Annotated in this window: 13 protein-coding genes; 3 read left to right on the top strand and 10 right to left on the bottom strand. The window is 63.6% G+C overall.

The genetic code is table 11. The features are described from left to right. Positions 1–3: 3 nt before the first annotated feature. Entirely contained in the window at positions 4–3,438 is a 3,435-nt protein-coding gene (locus BMI01S_RS17335) for an adenylate/guanylate cyclase domain-containing protein (RefSeq protein ID WP_036045136.1), read from the bottom strand. A 167-nt stretch (positions 3,439–3,605) separates the two neighbouring features. Here BMI01S_RS17335 and frmR point away from each other — a divergent pair, with 167 nt between their 5' ends. From frmR to fghA, 3 genes are read left to right on the top strand one after another with little or no spacing between them, the layout of a single operon-like run. Further along, complete coding sequence (frmR, locus tag BMI01S_RS17330) at positions 3,606–3,878, top strand: formaldehyde-responsive transcriptional repressor FrmR (RefSeq protein ID WP_028212359.1); 273 nt, start codon at positions 3,606–3,608, stop codon at positions 3,876–3,878. 37 nt (positions 3,879–3,915) lie between these two features. Next, a complete protein-coding gene (locus tag BMI01S_RS17325) occupies positions 3,916–5,025 on the top strand; it encodes an S-(hydroxymethyl)glutathione dehydrogenase/class III alcohol dehydrogenase (RefSeq protein ID WP_028212358.1) in 1,110 nt (369 codons plus the stop codon). 28 nt (positions 5,026–5,053) lie between these two features. Continuing rightward, entirely contained in the window at positions 5,054–5,908 is an 855-nt protein-coding gene (gene fghA / locus BMI01S_RS17320) for an S-formylglutathione hydrolase (protein ID WP_028231209.1), read from the top strand. Positions 5,909–5,928: 20 nt separating this feature from the next. Here the strand turns inward: fghA and BMI01S_RS17315 are convergent, their stop codons facing one another. From BMI01S_RS17315 to BMI01S_RS17275, 9 genes are all read right to left on the bottom strand, one after another. Then, entirely contained in the window at positions 5,929–7,035 is a 1,107-nt protein-coding gene (locus tag BMI01S_RS17315) for a GlxA family transcriptional regulator (RefSeq protein WP_081723428.1), read from the bottom strand. Positions 7,036–7,098: 63 nt separating this feature from the next. Then, a complete protein-coding gene (locus BMI01S_RS17310; protein ID WP_028231208.1) occupies positions 7,099–8,103 on the bottom strand; it encodes a LysR substrate-binding domain-containing protein in 1,005 nt (334 codons plus the stop codon). A gap of 355 nt (positions 8,104–8,458) precedes the next feature. Next, positions 8,459–9,952, bottom strand: coding sequence for an aldehyde dehydrogenase (locus tag BMI01S_RS17305; protein WP_028231207.1), 1,494 nt, complete (start codon positions 9,950–9,952; stop codon positions 8,459–8,461). Positions 9,953–9,970: 18 nt separating this feature from the next. Next, positions 9,971–11,302, bottom strand: coding sequence for an NAD(P)/FAD-dependent oxidoreductase (locus tag BMI01S_RS17300; RefSeq protein ID WP_028231206.1), 1,332 nt, complete (start codon positions 11,300–11,302; stop codon positions 9,971–9,973). A 22-nt stretch (positions 11,303–11,324) separates the two neighbouring features. Further along, positions 11,325–12,212, bottom strand: a complete 888-nt coding sequence (locus tag BMI01S_RS17295) for a dihydrodipicolinate synthase family protein (protein ID WP_028212353.1) — start codon at positions 12,210–12,212, stop codon at positions 11,325–11,327. A 74-nt stretch (positions 12,213–12,286) separates the two neighbouring features. Then, positions 12,287–13,582 carry a serine hydroxymethyltransferase gene (gene glyA / locus BMI01S_RS17290; RefSeq protein ID WP_028231205.1) on the bottom strand — a complete coding sequence of 432 codons (1,296 nt, stop codon included), beginning with the start codon at positions 13,580–13,582 and terminating at the stop codon, positions 12,287–12,289. A gap of 98 nt (positions 13,583–13,680) precedes the next feature. Next, positions 13,681–14,562: a glycine betaine ABC transporter substrate-binding protein gene (locus BMI01S_RS17285; RefSeq protein WP_028231204.1), complete on the bottom strand. Its 882-nt coding sequence runs from the start codon at positions 14,560–14,562 to the stop codon at positions 13,681–13,683. An 82-nt stretch (positions 14,563–14,644) separates the two neighbouring features. Next, positions 14,645–15,526 (bottom strand): ABC transporter permease, encoded by an 882-nt coding sequence (locus tag BMI01S_RS17280; RefSeq protein WP_028212350.1) that lies wholly within the window; start codon positions 15,524–15,526, stop codon positions 14,645–14,647. Further along, entirely contained in the window at positions 15,523–16,812 is a 1,290-nt protein-coding gene (locus BMI01S_RS17275; protein WP_028231203.1) for a quaternary amine ABC transporter ATP-binding protein, read from the bottom strand. The genes BMI01S_RS17280 and BMI01S_RS17275 overlap by 4 nt, the downstream gene beginning before the upstream one ends. Positions 16,813–17,295: the final 483 nt, after the last annotated feature.

The raw sequence follows: 17,295 nt of genomic DNA, 5'->3' as shown, positions 1-17,295 counted from the left end.
CGCTCACGCGCCGCTCGACGCGAGCGCGTCGAGCAATTCCCTTGCCTCTCGCACGTCGCGGGTATCGAAACCCTCCGTGAACGTGTCAAAAACCTCGGACAACACTTGCCTCGCCTCGCCTGTCTTTCCTGCGCGCTGCCACAAGCGGGCGAGGCTCGACGCCGCGCGTAGCTCCAGCGACCTCGCGCCCTGAGCGCGCGCCACCGCAATCGCCTTGAGAAAACACGCTTGTGCCTCGTCGCTGCACGCGTGTGTGCGCCCGCCGTCACCCGATGCGCCTAGGAGAATGGCTCCCTTCACACGATGCACTTCGGCCTCGTAGAAACGCTCGCCGGTCGTCGCCACGAAAGCCATGGCCTCCTCGATCGTGCGCAGGCCGCCCTCCGCGTCGCCGGCCTTCCACTGGCACTCGGCAAACAGGGTCAAGAAGTACGAGCGATGTTCCGCACCGCCAGCGGATTGTTCGGTACTCAGGCCCTCGCGCAACGGCGCAATGCCGTCCTGCGGACTTAACAGCTCGCTGAGCGCCCAGCCCCACAATATGTTTCCCCAAGGGAGCCAGTAAGGCAGCGCCTGCTCGCTCGCAACGGTGATGACGGCCTCCGCGCGTTCCCGCACCAGCCCAGCTTCGCCTCGAAACTGATGCAGCTCGGCGGCATAAGCCAGCGCGAATGCGAGCGTTGGCCCGTAGGCGAGCTTTTGCGCGAGCGCCAGGGCCTCCACGCTGCGTTGCTGCGCCTGATCGGGGTAGCCCTGGAGCCACAGGACCAGCGCCAGAAAGTTCAAGGCCCGAATGCCGGGGTCCACGCCATGAGCGAAGACATGGGCCTGATGCCGCTCGGCATCGTAAAGGCCGCGTGCGAGTTCCAGGTGCGTGACGGCATCGGCCAGCTCGCCCTCGAGGAATCCGCATACACCGAGTGCGCCGTGTGCTTCCAGGAGCCAATCGGTATCGTTTGCCTCCTTCGCCATGCGAAGCATCTGCTCGGCCAGTTCGTGCGCGGCAGCGTACTGCGCGCGCGTCATGTTGTGGATTCTCAAACCGAGCAGCGTCGAGAAACGTTGCGACGTCTGACCGAGCTGCTCGCACAACTCCCGTGCCCGCGTATAGGTCGCGCCCACCTCCGGCGCGCCATAGCCGCGCACGTCCATCAGGGCCGGCCCGAGCGAAAGCAGCAGCGCCAACTCGTGTGACGCTCGCGCAGGCGTATCGGGCAACCGGTCCAGCAGTCCCAGTGCCGCGCCGAGGTGATGCATCGCATCCGGATGGGCGGCATGCCTGAGCGCCTGCTGCCCGGCGCGGTGCAGGTATTCCACCGCCTTGGGAATATTGCCGCTCAGGCTGTAGTGATGCGCCAGCTCGCTGCAGTAGTCCGCGATGCGCGTGGGGAACAGCGCCTCGATGGCCTTCGCCGTGCGTTCGTGCAACGCGCTGCGCCGCTCCGTGAGCAGCGAGTGGCCCGCCACTTCCTGCGTCAGCGCGTGTTTGAACGAATACTCGACCTCCGGAAAAGCGGGCCGCTCATAAATGAACTCCGCGGCTTCCAGGTGGGCGAGCAGTTCGCGCAGATCGTCGTCGGTGCGGGCGAGCTGGCCTCCGCAGATACGCTGGATCAAGCTGAACGGAAACTCCTTGCCGATGACCGCGAGCGTTTGCAGCAACTCCTTCTCCGCACGCGCAAGCCGGTCGATACGTGCGGCGAGCACGCCTTGCACCGTGGTCGGGATGTGCAGCTCGGCGGGTGTCCGTCCGATCCGGTAGCGCCCTGGCTCGCCGAGCACGGAGCGCTCTTCGGCGAGCGTCTGCACCACTTCTTCCATGAAGAACGGATTGCCCTCGGTCTTTTCGAGGATGCGCTGCTTGAGCGGCAGGAGCGAGGGATCGTCGCCCAGCAAAGCAGTCAGGAGTCCCTGGGCTTCTCGCGGACCGAGCGCTTCGAGCCGCAACTGGCTGCAATCCCAGGCAGGTCGATACTCGGGCCGATAGTTCACGAGCAGCAGGATACGGGAGCCCGGCACGCGCTCGACAAGGTAGACGAGGAACGCCTCTGTCTCACGGTCCAGCCATTGCAGGTCTTCGAACAGCAGTTCGATCGGCTGGTCGCGGCTCTCACGCCTCAAGAGCTGCGCAATGGCGTCGAACGTCCGGTCGCGCCGCACCCTGGGATCCATGTCCGCCAGCGCGGGAGCGGACTCGCCCGTGCCAAGCAGATACAGCAGGTAGGGCACGAAGTCCTCGAAACCGCGCTCGAGCGTCAACACCTTGCCGACGACTTTTTCACGGCAGCGCCGCTCATCGTCCCGGGCCGTGATCTGAAAATAGCTCTTCATGAGCTCGATCAGCGGCAAGTTGGCAAACGCCTTGCCGTGCGAGACGGAAAACGTTTCCAGCACCAGACAGCCTCGCCGCGAACGCTCCTTGAACTCGTGAAAGAGCCGCGACTTACCGACGCCCGCTTCGCCGACCACCCCGACGACTTGCCCGTGCCCTGCACGCGCCGCTTCCAGCGCCCGGTTCAGGTGCGCCATTTCGGCTTCCCGGCCGACGAACCGCGCAAGGCCGCGGTGCGCCGCCAGCTGCAAACGCGTGCGCAGCGCACCCGGGCCGAGCACCTCGTACACCGGAAGTGGCTCGGGGATGCCCTTGACCTGGGCGGCCCCCAGCGCCTTGAACTCGAAATAGCCCTCGGCCAGTTTATGAGTCGACTCGCTCGCCAGGATCGACGTAGGCATGGCGATGCCCTCCATCCGCGACGCGATGTGAATCGTATGGCCGACGGGGTCATAGTCGGTGTGCAGATCGTCGGTGCGAATCGAGCGCACGACCACCTCGCCGGTGTGAACGCCCACGCGAATCTGCAGCGGAATGCCTTTTTCAAGGCGAATGCGATCGCCATGCCTGCGCATTGCCTGTTGCATCCTTAGCGCCGCGAAGAGCGCGCGCTGCGGATGATCTTCGTGGGCGATCGGTGCACCAAAGAGCGCGAGGATGCCGTCGCCGAGCGACTTTGCGACGTAGCCCTCGTAATAGTGGACCGCTTCCATCATCAGCGCGACGACGGGCTCGATGAGGTGGTGAGCCTCTTCAGGATCGAGGCCATGGATCAAGGTCGTGGAGCCGGCCATGTCCGCGAACAGGGCCGTGATGGTCTTGCGCTCGCCGGCGGTCTCGCCTCGCGCTTCCATGGCGACGTGCTCGGCACGGATGCGCTCGGCAAGATGATGCGGCGTGTAATGGACCGGCGCGGGCGGCGGCTCCGGCATGGATCGCGGCGCCTGCTGCGCCTCGGCGAGCGAAGCCCCGCACTCGCTGCAAAATCGGGCGGCCACGGCGACCTCGCTTCCGCAGCGGGGACACATGCGAGCCAACCGGGCACCGCACGCCCCGCAGACTCCAGCCCCGGAGAGATTCTCGAATCCGCAGTTTGTGCAGCGCATACAACCTCGTCGCGGCCAGGGACCAACATGGGGTCATTATGCGCCGCATGCACCGAGGGAACAGCCCCGATATTCACCTGGCATCGCGCTTTCGGAGCGCTGCAAACCTATACTCCCAGCCAGTATTCGCCTATACTGCCGGGCAGTATCCATGAATCGATGCCGTCATGCCTCATTCCCCCGAAGAAAAAAAACGCGTGCTCACGCGCGTGCGCAAGGTTCGCGGCCAGCTGGACGCGCTCGAGCGCGCGCTGGAGGAAGGTGCCGACTGCGCGCCCGTGCTCCAGCAGCTCGCGGCTATCCGCGGCGCGATCAACGGCGTAATGGCCGGGGTGCTCGAAAGCCATTTGCGCGAAGAGTTCACCCACCTCGCGGGATCGGAGGACTCGCCGGGATCGATCGAAGATGTCGTGACACTCGTCCGAACCTATTTACGCTAGCTCACCGCGGGTTCGCCCGCTTTTTAACAGGACTGCCATGAAATCGCGTGCTGCTGTTGCGTTTGCGCCGGGTAAGCCCCTCGAGATCGTCGAGATCGACGTCGAACCGCCCCGCAAGGGCGAGGTGCTGGTGAAGATCACGCATACCGGCGTTTGCCATACCGATGCCTTCACGCTCTCGGGCGACGACCCCGAAGGCCTCTTCCCCGCCGTGCTCGGCCACGAGGGCGCCGGGATCGTCGTGGAAGTAGGTGAAGGCGTGACGAGCGTAAAGCCCGGCGATCACGTGATCCCGCTCTACACCGCGGAATGCGGCGAGTGTCTGTTCTGCAAGAGCGGCAAGACCAATCTGTGCGTGTCCGTGCGCGCCACCCAGGGCAAGGGTGTGATGCCCGACGGCACGACCCGTTTCAGCTACAACGGCCAGCCCATTTATCACTACATGGGCTGCTCCACGTTCAGCGAGTACACCGTGGTGGCGGAAGTGTCGCTCGCGAAAATCAACCCGCAGGCCAATCCCGAGCAGGTGTGCCTGCTGGGCTGCGGTGTGACGACGGGTCTGGGCGCGGTGAAGAACACCGCCAAGGTCCAGGAAGGCGATACCGTCGCCGTGTTCGGTCTGGGCGGCATCGGCCTCGCCGTGATCCAGGGCGCGAAGCTCGCCAAGGCGGGCCGCATCATCGCCGTCGACACCAACCCGGGCAAGTTCGACCTCGCGCGGGCCTTCGGCGCCACGGACTGCGTCAACCCCAACGATCACGAAAAGCCCATCCAGCAGGTGATCGTCGACATGACGGGCTGGGGCGTGGACCACAGCTTCGAATGTATCGGCAACGTGAACGTGATGCGTGCGGCACTCGAATGCGCACATCGCGGCTGGGGGCAATCGGTGATCATCGGCGTGGCTGGCGCGGGACAGGAAATTTCCACGCGCCCGTTCCAGCTCGTGACCGGCCGGCGCTGGCTGGGCACGGCCTTCGGCGGTGTGAAGGGCCGCTCGCAACTGCCGGGTATGGTCGAAGACGCGATGGAGGGCAAGATCCAGCTCGCGCCGTTCGTCACTCACACGATGCCGCTCACAGGCATCAACGAGGCCTTCGACTTGATGCACGAGGGCAAATCGATCCGCAGCGTCGTTCATTACTGAAACCGAACTACCGCGAGGCCTGATCCTTATGGAACGAATCGAACGGCACGCGAGCCACGGCGGAAGCCAGGAGGTCTGGAAACATGCCTCTTCCGTCGTCGGCGGCGAAATGAAGTTCGGCATCTATCTGCCCGAGGCCGCATTGCGCGGGCAGCAATGTCCGGTGCTGTACTGGCTTTCGGGACTGACCTGCACCGAGCAGAACTTCATCACCAAGGCGGGCGCGCAGCGCTACGCGGCGGAGCACGGCATCATCGTGGTCGCGCCGGACACCAGTCCGCGCGGCGACACGGTGCCCGATTCCCCCGACTACGATCTCGGCCAGGGCGCGGGCTTCTACGTGAACGCCACGCGGGATCCGTGGGCCAGGCATTTCCGCATGTACGACTACGTGGTCTCCGAACTGCCCACGCTCATCGAAGGCGGATTCCCGGCCAGCGACGCGCGCTCGATCAGCGGGCACTCGATGGGCGGCCACGGCGCGCTGGTCGTTGCGCTGCGCAATCCGGGCCGCTACCGCAGCGTATCGGCGTTCTCGCCGATCGTCGCGCCCAGCCAGGTGCCGTGGGGAGAGAAGGCGCTCGCCGCCTACCTCGGCGATGATCGCGAGGCATGGAAGCAATATGACGCCGTGGCGCTGGTCGCCAACGGGGGCAAAAGCGGGGGCAAAAGCGTGAGCGAACAGTTGCCGCTGCTCGTGGATCAGGGCGATGCCGACGATTTCCTGGACACGCAGCTCCGTCCGCAACTGCTGCAGGCGGCTTGCGAAAAAGCAGGATATCCACTGCAGCTCAATCTGCGCGAAGGCTACGACCACAGCTATTACTTCATCGCCAGCTTCATCGGCGAACACATGGCCTTCCACGCGAAAGCGCTCGCGTGACGCCGTGCCGCTAGCGCGATCTATTCGGCTGCGCTGGGCAGTTGCGCAACGGGTAGATCGACATATTCGTCCGGCGGCGGCATGTCCGGCTCGGTCGTGCCGCCCAATACCGCATCGGCATGGGGCAGTCTCGTCGAGCGATATTCGTTGGGCGACGCGCCAAACTCCTTGCGGAACTCGCGGCCGAGATGCGAGGCATCGGAAAAGCCGCATGACGAAGCAATATCGGCGACTGTGCGGTCCGAACTCGTCAACAGCCACGACGCCATGCGAATGCGGATCTGTCTCGCGTACGCGCCCGGCGACTTGCCGGTTTCCGTCGTGAAGAGGCGTTCGAGCTGGCGGACCGAAACATCGAGCCGGTGGGCCATGTCCGGCAGACTCAGCGGCTGGCCTACGTGCTGCTCCATCAGCAGAATGGCGCGCCGGACCTTGGGATGCGTAGCGGGCTCGAGCCCCGGGGGATGCGGCTGCGGCGCGTTGCCTTTCTGCGCATCGTCCACGAGCAGGATGCGCAGCGCCTTGCGGACGATCGTGGCCTCGACGTGGCGCAGCAGGATAGCCGCGGCGACGTCGATCGACGCACGGCCGCCGGAACACGTAATGCGCCTTCTATCGATCACGAAGAGCCGGTCGGCAACGAGATCGCGCTCGTCGACGTGCGGGAACCGCTCGACGAAATCCCAGTAGTGGAACCAGCTCACGCAAATCCGGTATCCGCTCATCACACCGGCCCGTGCGAGCGCGAACGCACCCGTGCAGAGTCCGACGAGCGTGGCGGGCGTATCGGCCATGGCGCGAATGAAGGCGAGTGTCGCGTCGCTGGCCGGCGGCCCCGAATGCAACAGCCCGCCAACGATCACCACATAGTCGAATCGCTCGGCCTCATCGAATGTTGTCCACGGTGTGATCTGGATTCCACAACTGGCCCGAACCGGAACGAGAGTTTCGCCGACGATGGTCCACGAGCACCGCACCGGCCTGCTCATGTCGCCTTCATCGCTCGCAAGCCTGAGCAGGTCGACGAAGCCCGAGAACGCCGTCAACGTGAAGTTGGGCAACAGGACGATCCCGAAGCGCAGCCGCATCGCCGCCGCGGGTTCGCTATCGATCGAGTGATGAACCATGGGGACCGCCTGTTTCAATGCCATCCAGACAACCGATATGGTGGAAAGCGCGCTGCCCGTTGCTCACTGGCTCGCAACGGCAACACCGGCATCGAGCCAGTCGTGCATCATGGCGCCGGCTTCTTCGCTCAGCCAGTTCCGGAACTGCAGATACTCGGTGCGAGGCCGCGCGTTGCGGTGCGTGATCAAATAGTGGTGGCGGTCCTTGAAGACGAGCGCATCGGGAACAGGCCGCATCAGACGCCCCTGCTCGACCTGACGATGAACGAGATGATGCCAGCCAAGCAGCGTCCCTTCGCCGGCCTCCGCCTGCGCGACGAGAAGCCGATAGTCGTTGCTCTCCAGATGCCTGTTGTCCGCCAGTGCGTCCGTGCCGTCGCCCTGCTGGAACCAGTTGCGCCACACTCGCCAATCCACGTGCTCGCAAACCTGGGCACGCCCTAGCAACGAGAGATTCAAGGTGGGGTGCGATAGCAGGTCGAGCGGCTTGAGCTTCTTGCCGCGAAAATGCCGGTCGTAAAACGTCGGGCTGCAGACCGGATACACCACGTCATGAAACAACGGTTCGACCTCGTATTCCGGCTCGCGCGGCGGATTCTTCGTGATGATGATGTCCGGCTCCATGAGCTCGTCCAGCTCCATGAAGTGCTCGGTGACCATCACATGCAGCCGGATGTCCGGATATCGCGCGCGAAACGCGGGCAGACGCGACGACAACCACAACGCCGAAAAGGTGTGCGAAACACAAAGGGTCAACGCGTGCCTGTCCGTACGGCGCACCGCCTCCGCCGCCTCGGCGATATTCATGATGGAGAGATACGACGCGTTGTACAGAATGCGGCCGGCATCGGTCAGCGCGATATGGCGTCCGGTGCGCTCGAACAGCGCGACATCGAGCGAGTCTTCGAGCTCCTTGATTTGTCTGCTGATTGCGGCCTGCGTCACGCACAGCACTTCGGCCGCCTGAGTGAAGCTCTCGTATCTGGCCGCTGTCACGAAACATCTGAGTGCGCGCAGCGAGGGCATCTGGGCGAGGAGTCGGTCTGCGAATAGCTGCTTCTTCAACATGGATTGCACTCTCTACACGCTGCTCGCAGGGCGCATCGAAGTGTCGCTCGCCCGGCCGGGCCGGGGATGGCGGGGAGCGACTTGCACGCCACGAACCATAAAGGGATTCGAATGAGATGAGTTTGCGAGCCCGTCTGCCCGCTGGCAAGTGAGGCGATCCAGTATAAGGGTCCAATATAGTGCGGTGACGCCCCCCGGCTGCGCCTTGAGGCTTACATCGCGCCGACAGCACCGAACGGCGGCCGAAATTGCGTTGAGCTGGCGTTTCTTCCTCGATTTCGACGGCCTCACCCAACGCGCAATTCAGGCGAGCCAAGCGCGCTCGGCCCGTGCGCATTTTTTTGCCGCAACCGGTTCAAGCGAGCTTCAACCAGGTGGTCTTCAACTCGCAATACTGATCGTGGGCGTAGACAGATTTATCGCGCCCGCCAAACCCCGATTGCTTGAAGCCGCCGAATGGCGTCGAAAGGTCGCCCTCGCCGAAGCAGTTTACCGTGACGGTGCCCGCGCGGATGCGCGCAGCGACCTTGTGTGCGCTGTTCACGTTATCCGTCCACAACGATGCCGCCAGCCCGTAGCACGTGTCGTTCGCGATCCGGATGGCGTCCTCCACGTCTTCGTATTCGATCACGCACACGACCGGCCCGAACACCTCTTCCTGTGCGATGGCCATGTCGGGCGTGACCTGATCGAAGATCGTGGGCTCGACGAACCATCCGCCAGTCTCGGTCAGGGCGGCGCGTCCCCCGCAAACCACGCGCGCGCCCTGCGCCTTCGCCTTCTCGATGTGCGCGAGCACCTTCTCGTAGTGCTTCTGCTCGATCAGCGCGCCGAGTTTCACGTCGGGGTCGAGCGGATCACCCGTCTTCCAGCCCACGAGCACCGCCTGCATTTTCGCGACCAGTTCCGCACGCTTGCTCGAAGGAACGAGAATGCGCGAGCCCGCGCTGCAGTTTTCGCCCATGTTCCAGAACGCCGCGGCGACGGCCTGTTCGGCGACCGCATCGAGATTCGCGACATCGGGAAGGATCACCTGCGGGTTCTTGCCGCCGCATTCGAGCACCACGCGTTTGAGGTTGGTATCCGCGGAATAGTGCAGAAAGCGCTTGCCGGTTTCGGTCGAGCCGGTGAACGCAACGAGGTCGACATCGGCATGGCGGCCCAACGCCTGTCCCGCGGTCTCGCCAAAGCCGGTGACGACGCTGAACACACCCGCTGGCACGCCCGCTTCCAAAGCGAGATCGGCAATGCGCAAGGTCGAAAGCGACGTCTGCTCCGCGGGCTTGACGATCACGCTATTGCCGACCGACAAGGCCGGCCCGATCTTCCACGCCAGCATCAGCGCCGGGAAATTCCACGGCAGCACGGCGCCCACCACGCCAATCGGTTCGCGCGTAATCATGCTGACCACCTCCGCGCCCGAAGGCGAAAGGGCGTCGTAGCGCTTGTCGGTCACCTCCGCGTGCCAGCGAATACAAGCCGCCGATTCGGGAATATCGAGCCCGAGGCATTCGCCGATCGGCTTGCCCGCTTCGAGCGCTTCGAGCAGGGCCAATTCGTCCGCATGCTCGTCGATCAATTGCGCGAGGCGAAGCAGAACGGCCTTGCGATGAGCCGGCGCTGCCTTCGACCACACGCCGGATTCGAACGCACTGCGTGCGGCCGCGACCGCGCGGTCGACATCCTTGTCACCGCATTTCGCCACCTGCGCCAGTACCTGGCCCGAGGTCGGATTGAGCGTGGCGAACGTTTCGCCCGACGCCGCCCGGCACCGCTCGCCAGCCATCAATGCGCGGCCGTCGAGCGGCAATTCCGCGGCTTTGTGCTTCCATTCCTGATGCGTCGTCATCTCGTGTCCTTGGTTAGATTAAAGTTCGGCCCCAGCCGACATTTCCTTCGCCCAGATCGTCGCCGACACTGCCATGTCCACGATCGGCCGGACCGGCAGTGAGCGCGGATGCGGCTGGTTCAGAAGTTGCCGCACGAGTTCACCGGTCTGTCCCAGCGCGTATTCGGCGATCAACTTGCCCGACGAGGAGCCCCTGCTCAGCCCGAGCCCATTGCACCCCACCGCTTCCAGGATGCCGTCGTCGCGGCGGCCGAACAGCGCCCCATTGTTCGCGGAGAGGCACAGCGGACCGCCCCACGTGTACTCGAGTTCGACGCCTTCCAGCATGGGAAACCGGCGGTCGAACGAGCGCTGATGCAGTGCTTTCGCCTTCGCGAGATCGGCATCGGAGACCTGCAGCCCGGGCCGAAACGCAAAATGGTTGCGCACGCAAATACGGTTCGTCGCGAGACGGCGCACGGTCGTGCCCATCGGGTCGGCGGGAATCAGCGACCACGACGGCGTTCCGCCCAGTCTTTCAACCTCTTTCGCATTCAGGACGCGAGTCATCGATGCGAACGTGTAGACCGGCAGCAGGCCGTTGGGATGCATGCCGAACGTCGCCGCGTAAGCGTTCGTGCAGAGAATCACCTGTTTGGCGACGATCTTTCCGCCGGCGAAGCGCAGGACTTTCTCGTTCCTGCGATGTTCGATTCCGGCCACCGCGCTCTGCTCGAAGACCGTGACGTTGGGAGGCTGCGTGGCCGCCAGGCCGCGCATGAGCGCCGCTGGCTGCACCGTGCTGCAACCCGGTGTGAACAGCGCGCCTTGATAAAAGTCCGTACCCGTCACCGCGCGAATGGCGGCTTGATCGAGCCATTCGAATGCTTCGTCGATACGCGACAAGCCCTGCGCAAAATGCGTGAGCGCGTCGAGCCCCTTCCTGTTGACCGACGCGTGGAACTTGCCTTCATCGCGCCAATCGCAATCGATGCCGTGCTCGCGAACGATTGAGCGTACGTAGTCGATGCCGTGCCGCTGGAATCGCACGTCGGCCTTGTCCTCCGCCACGCTGCGCGAATAGCTTTCGCTGCTGATGTCGTGCGGCAAATCGACGAAGAATCCGGAATTGCGCCCAGCCGTCGTGCGTCCAATGCGATCGGCCTCGACGAGCGCGATCGACGCATCGGGCGCGAGTTCGGCAAGCCGCCGGGCGGCGCATAGCCCGGTAATGCCGCCGCCGACCACGACCCAGTCGTATCGATGATCGGACGACACGCTGCGGGCCGGCGCCGCGGGCGGCAGACTCTCCCACCATCCGTTCACGCCATCGGGCGCGGGAAACCGTGCGAATTCCAGATTCGAGACCATGTTCTGTCGTTGCCGGCTGTTGTTACTGGGCGTTGCGAATCAGCGGTTGCACGAGCTGCGCAAACGCACTGCGCTCCGCTTCCGACAGCGCGCCAAGCGGCGCACGCGCGGCGCCGACGGGCAGCCCCACCAGTTCGCAACCGTAGCGGACGTACTGGATGAATTTACCGCTGCGTTCGAGCAGTTCGAGCACCGGTAGCAATTGCGCCATCAGCTTGCGGCCGAGAACGAAATCGTTTTGCTTGACGCACGCATCGAAGAGTGCCGTATGGGCTTCGGGCAGGAAGTTGGAGGCGCCGCCCACCCAGCTCTTCGCACCCCACGCGAAGAATTCGAGCGCCTGGTCGTCCATGCCGCAACTGAGCACGAGACGGTCCTTGAAGTGCGTGACGAGGTGGTGCAAATGCGAAATATCGCCCGTGCTTTCCTTCATGGCGATGAAGTTCGGCCGCTCGAGCAGCGTTGCCAGCACGCCGTCGCTAATTTCAGTCCCCGTGCGAGCCGGAAAGTTGTACAGCATGATCGGCATGTCGAGCGCGTCGTCGACCTTCAGCATGTGGCTGAGCAATTCCTCCTGCGTCGGCTGGGCATAGTACGGCGCGGCGACCAGCAGCGACGACAGCCCCGCGCGCTTCGCCTCCAGCCCCAGGCGAATCACTTCCTTCGTCGTCGTCGCATTGATGCCCGCGGTCAGATACGTCTTTCCACCGGCCGCCTCGGCAACGGTGTTGAATGTCTTCACGCGTTCCTCGAAACTCAACGCGTAGTATTCGCCCGTGGTGCCGCCGATCCCGAGTCCCGACACGCGGCCCGCGAGATTCGCTGCGTGCTTGCCGAGCAAGGCATGATCGATTTCACCGTTTTCCTTGAACGGTGTGACCAGCGGAGTATGTACGCCCTCGAAGCTCATTTGGATTCCTCTCTTCATTCGATCTTCAAACAGATAATCTGAACTTCCGTGCACTCGCCGAGTCGGCGCGTGGCTTACGCCATGGCATCCGCGGGCGCGTAAACCGGAAACTGGTTGCACAGATCCCGCACACGGCTACGCACCGCGCGCTCGACGTGGTCGTCGCCGCCGGGCTCGCGCGCGAGTCCCGCCAGCACCTCGAGGATCATTTCGCCGATCTGCTCGAACTGAGCGGTGCCGAATCCGCGCGTCGTACCCGCCGGTGTGCCAAGCCGGATGCCGGAGGTCACGGTCGGATTTTCGGTGTCGAACGGAATGCCGTTCTTGTTGCAGGTGATGCCCGCGCGTTCGAGCGCCTTCTCCGCCTGTGTCCCCGTAATGTGTCTGGAACGCAGATCGACGAGCAGCAGGTGGTTGTCGGTCCCGCCCGTGACGAGGGAAAGACCGCCCGCTTGCAGGACGGTGCCCAGCGCCTCGGCGTTACGCAGCACGCGATCGATATAGCCCGAGAACTCCGGACGCAGCGCTTCGCCAAACGCCACCGCCTTGCCCGCGATGACATGCATGAGCGGGCCGCCCTGCAAGCCGGGGAAAACAGCGGAATTGATCTTCTTCGCGATGTCGCCGTTGTTGGTGAGGATGAAGCCGCCACGCGGGCCACGAAGCGTCTTGTGCGTGGTGGACGTCACTACATCAGCGTACTTGATCGGGTTCTCGTGGCGGCCGGCCGCGACGATGCCCGCGATATGCGCCATGTCTACCATCAGCATCGCGCCCACGCTGTCCGCGATGTCACGGAAAGCCGCAAAGTCGAGTGCCCGCGGATAGGCCGAATACCCCGCGATGATGAGCTTCGGCCGGTGCTCCATTGCGAGGCGCCGCACGGCGTCGTAGTCGATCCTGTACGTCTGCGGGCTCACGCCATATTGCACGGCGTTGAACCACTTGCCCGAGAGCGCCGGCCGCGCGCCGTGCGTGAGGTGGCCGCCGGCGTCGAGCGACATGCCCATGACCGTGTCGCCCGGCTTGACCAGCGCGAGCATGACCGTGCCGTTCGCCTGTGCGCCGGAATGCGGCTGGACGTTGGCATATTCGGCATCGAACAGCGCCTTCACGCGATCGATGGCGAGCGCCTCGATCCGGTCCACGTGCTCGCAGCCGCCGTAGTAGCGCTTCGATGGGTAGCCCTCGGCGTACTTGTTGGTCAGCACCGTTCCTTGCGCTTCCATCACTGCGGCCGAAACGATGTTTTCGGAAGCGATCAATTCGATCTGCGTTTGCTGCCGGCGCAATTCGAGCGCGATCTCCGATGCAATGACCGGGTCACGGCTCTGGAGCGTTTCAGAAAAGAAGCACGAGTTTTCGCTCACAGGTCACTCCAGGAAGTAATCGTGTCAAGCAGGCCCTGAAAGGACAAGAATCCTGGGGCAGCGGGCCATTCCTGCCCCGGTCGGTACGACCCTTCCCGCTACTTTTGCAGCCAGGCGTTCAGCTTGTCAGGGTGCGCATCGACGAACTTCTTCGCGGCGCCCGCGTAGTCGTTCGTCGCGTTGCCTTCGAGTTCGATGGCTTCGACGTCGGCCAGCGTCAGCTTGAAATGCTTGAAGAACACATCGGCGCGGGGAAACTTGCCGGCAAACTGTTTGGACGCGAACGCGTGGACCTGTTCCTCGCCACCCAGGGTGCCCTTGGGGTCTTTCAGATAGCGCATCTGCCATTTCTGCCAGAGCCAGTGCGGACTCCAGACGGTGGCGACCACCCACTGCTTCGTCTGATACGCACGGGACACGGCGGCCAGCATTCCGGCTTCGCTCGACGACTGCAGGTTGTAGCCGTCGAGGCCGTAAGCCTGCACCGACTTCGCGGAGGCCTGCATCAGACCGGAGCCCGGACCAATGCCCTGAATCGTGCCGTCGAGCTTGCTTTTGACTTCCGGCTTGCTCAGGTCCGTAATCGACGATACCTCGGACTCCGGAATATAGGCGGGCACGGCCCAGCCATTTCTGCCGCCCGTGTAGATGACGCCGACGTCATCCAGATCGTTCTTGTACTTGGCGTAGTACACGGCATGCGTCACCGGCAGCCAGCCCCCCACCATGATGTCGAGGTCGCCGCGCGCGACACCCTGGAACTGAATGCCGATGTCCGCATTGACGAACTTGACCGGCTGGTTCAGTTTCGTTTCGAGCACGTATTTGGCGACATTGGCCGTGGCGAGAACGTCGGCCCAGTCGGTGACCGCCATCTTGAGCGGTTCCGCCGCCGCTGCCGACCCCGTGCCGACACCGAGAGCGACGACCGTCGATATCGCGACCTTCGCCGCGAGCGATTTGAAGATATTGCTAATCATGTTAGTACTCCGTAGGTATGTTGACATCACCAGTTCCGTCGTTCGACCTCCCGCCCATGATGTCGGGCGGCCGTCCGGTTTCTCAGCTATGCGCTGCTTCGGCGGCGCCAGCCTTGCCCGCTTTCGTGACGGTTCTCCTCTTCTTCGACTTCACGCCGAACGTTTCCGTCAGGCGGTCCAGCACGATAGCCAGCAGCACGACCCCGAGACCGCCTTCGAAGCCAATGCCGATATCGAGGCGCTGGATGCCGCTCAGCACGTATTCGCCGAGGCCGCCTGCGCCGATCATCGAGGCGATCACGACCATCGAAAGCGACATCATGATGGTCTGGTTCACGCCGGCCATGATGGAAGGCAACGCGTTCGGCAACTGGATTTTCCAGAGCAGCTGCGCGTCCGTGCTGCCGAACGAGCGGCCCGCTTCGAGCAGTTCCTCGCGAACCTGGCGGATGCCCAGCGTAGTTAGCCGCACCACAGGCGGCATGGCGAACACGACGGTTGCGATCACAGCGGGGACTCGGCCCAACCCGAACAGGATCACGGCGGGAATCAGATAGACGAATGCGGGCATGGTCTGCATGAAATCGAGCAGCGAGCGCAGGATGATTTCCACCCGCTTGTTGCGGGCACCCCAGATGCCGAGCGGCACGCCGACGACGAGGCTGAACACCGTCGCGGCAACGACAAGGGCCAGCGTCGAGACCGTTTGCGGCCACAGCCCCATGTAGTGAATGAGCAGCAGCGCGATGCCGACGAATACTGCGAAGGCGATCCCGCGGCGCCACAACGCGAACGCCACGAGAAAGACGAGCATCGCGACGAAGGGAATCGCCCCAAGACCGACTTCGAGCAGCTTGACGACCGCACCCAGCGCCGCGGAAAACGCGTTGAAGCCGCCCTGGAAGTGATTGAAAAGGAAATTGACGGCGTTCTCTGCGAACTTGCCGATGACTGACGAATTCATGCTGCCCTCCGCTCCATGACCTGCTTGAGTATCGTTCGGCACGACACGACGCCCGCGAGCTTGCCCGCAGCGTCCGTGACCGGCACGTCGTGTTGCTGGCTCAGCGCGATCGCGGAAAGTTCGTGCAGGTCGGTGTCCAGCGAGACCGTGCTCAAGTCCTTGAGCAACGCTTCGCGCAGGGGTTGGGCGCCCGCCTTGTGCAGCGAAGCGGGCGTGACGCAGCCCTGGTAGCGGCCGGCTTGATCGCACACGTAACCGCACTCGGCGCCGCTATCGATCAGTTGATTGAGGTAACGCTCCGCAGGCGCGCCGACGTCACCGGCAATCAGTCCGCGCTCGACGCGGGTCAGCAGGCTCTCGGCCTTGAGGAAACGCGAGACGTCGACGTGGCGGAAGAAGTCCCGCACGTAATCGTCCGCCGGCGACTGGATCAGTTCGGCCGGCGTGCCGACCTGGATCAGGCAGCCGTCCTTCATGATGCCGATGCGGCCGCCGATCTTGATCGCCTCTTCGATATCGTGCGAAATGAAGACGATGGTTCGCTGCTCTTCCTTCTGCAGCCGCAGCAGTTCACTCTGCATTTCGAAGCGGATCAGCGGATCGAGCGCGGAGAAGGCCTCGTCCATCAGCAGCACCGCAGGATTGACCGCCAGGGCGCGCGCAAGTCCGACCCGCTGCTGCATGCCGCCAGAGAGTTCGCCGGGCAGTAGCTTTTCGTACGAGCCGAGACCGACGCGCTCGAGTGCCGCACGGGCGATTTCGTAACGCTCGGCCTTCTTCATGCCCGCAACTTCCAGGCCGTACGAGATATTGTCGAGCACCGTGCGGTTAGGTAGGAGCGCGAACGACTGGAATACCATCGCCATCTTCTTGCGGCGCACTTCGCGCAACTCGACGGTGGACATCGGTGCAATGTCGCGGCCTTCGAGTACCACCTGACCGGACGTCGGCTCGATCAGGCGGTTGAGCAGCCGCACGAGCGTCGACTTGCCGGAACCCGAAAGGCCCATGATGACGAAGATCTCGCCGGCCTTGACGTTGAGGCTGACGTCGTTGACCGCCACCATGTTGCCCGTGCGCTTGAATACTTCGCCGCGCCCCAGGCCCTGCTTGACCAGTTGCGCGGCAACCTCGGGCTTCGGGCCAAAGATCTTCGACAGGTTACGGACCGTCAAAATGTCGGTTCCCGAGATGGCGACGGGCCGGGCCACCGACTGCGCGGCTGCGGTGTGGATTGCGCCTGGAGGTATCACGTCTTCCGGCGCGAACGTCAGATTTGGGCTCATTCGGTCTTCCCAACTGGCAGGATCAAAAATTGACGCTGGTGAACTTCGCAATGACCAGAAGTTCTCGCGTGGCGATTCAGCTAGCACCGGTACTCACCCGGCTTTGAATCCAATGCACAGGTGAATTCCATTCCGATGCGGCAGGTGATGCTGTGATCGCAGCGTAGCAATCCAAATTGCGCGCTCCAGCTACATTTTCTCGGCCCTTTTCCATACCTTTGGTAATGCATGGGAAACGCTTCATGGGCAGGGAAACGTTCAGCGAATCCGCGAGTGCGGCGCGGAATCCAAGCCAGGCGGGGCTTTGCGGGTGAATGAATGAAGGGAATTGGGCTTGTTCGGCCACGGCTCACGGATCGGCGAAATCCGCTTGCGCCAAGGGAAAGCCCTGGTCGGGATGAGTAAGGGAAATTACTGGTAAATCGCTGAATGGCTTGCCGGCCGCACAAATCCAGGCGCAAAGTTCAGACGACGAAAGGCAAA

Source organism: Paraburkholderia mimosarum LMG 23256 = NBRC 106338 (assembly GCF_000739815.1).
In the GTDB taxonomy this organism is placed as follows: domain Bacteria; phylum Pseudomonadota; class Gammaproteobacteria; order Burkholderiales; family Burkholderiaceae; genus Paraburkholderia; species Paraburkholderia mimosarum.
This window is presented reverse-complemented; position numbering and strand designations above follow the sequence as displayed.

Bases quoted from the DNA above. Each gene is read 5' to 3' on its own strand.
- BMI01S_RS17335 (WP_036045136.1), bottom strand. From the start codon at position 3,438: ATGCGCTGCACAAACTGCGGATTCGAGAATCTCTCCGGGGCTGGAGTC.
- frmR (WP_028212359.1), top strand. From the start codon at position 3,606: ATGCCTCATTCCCCCGAAGAAAAAAAACGCGTGCTCACGCGCGTGCGC.
- BMI01S_RS17325 (WP_028212358.1), top strand. From the start codon at position 3,916: ATGAAATCGCGTGCTGCTGTTGCGTTTGCGCCGGGTAAGCCCCTCGAG.
- fghA (WP_028231209.1), top strand. From the start codon at position 5,054: ATGGAACGAATCGAACGGCACGCGAGCCACGGCGGAAGCCAGGAGGTC.
- BMI01S_RS17315 (WP_081723428.1), bottom strand. From the start codon at position 7,035: ATGGTTCATCACTCGATCGATAGCGAACCCGCGGCGGCGATGCGGCTG.
- BMI01S_RS17310 (WP_028231208.1), bottom strand. From the start codon at position 8,103: ATGTTGAAGAAGCAGCTATTCGCAGACCGACTCCTCGCCCAGATGCCC.
- BMI01S_RS17305 (WP_028231207.1), bottom strand. From the start codon at position 9,952: ATGACGACGCATCAGGAATGGAAGCACAAAGCCGCGGAATTGCCGCTC.
- BMI01S_RS17300 (WP_028231206.1), bottom strand. From the start codon at position 11,302: ATGGTCTCGAATCTGGAATTCGCACGGTTTCCCGCGCCCGATGGCGTG.
- BMI01S_RS17295 (WP_028212353.1), bottom strand. From the start codon at position 12,212: ATGAGCTTCGAGGGCGTACATACTCCGCTGGTCACACCGTTCAAGGAA.
- BMI01S_RS17285 (WP_028231204.1), bottom strand. From the start codon at position 14,562: ATGATTAGCAATATCTTCAAATCGCTCGCGGCGAAGGTCGCGATATCG.
- BMI01S_RS17280 (WP_028212350.1), bottom strand. From the start codon at position 15,526: ATGAATTCGTCAGTCATCGGCAAGTTCGCAGAGAACGCCGTCAATTTC.
- BMI01S_RS17275 (WP_028231203.1), bottom strand. From the start codon at position 16,812: ATGAGCCCAAATCTGACGTTCGCGCCGGAAGACGTGATACCTCCAGGC.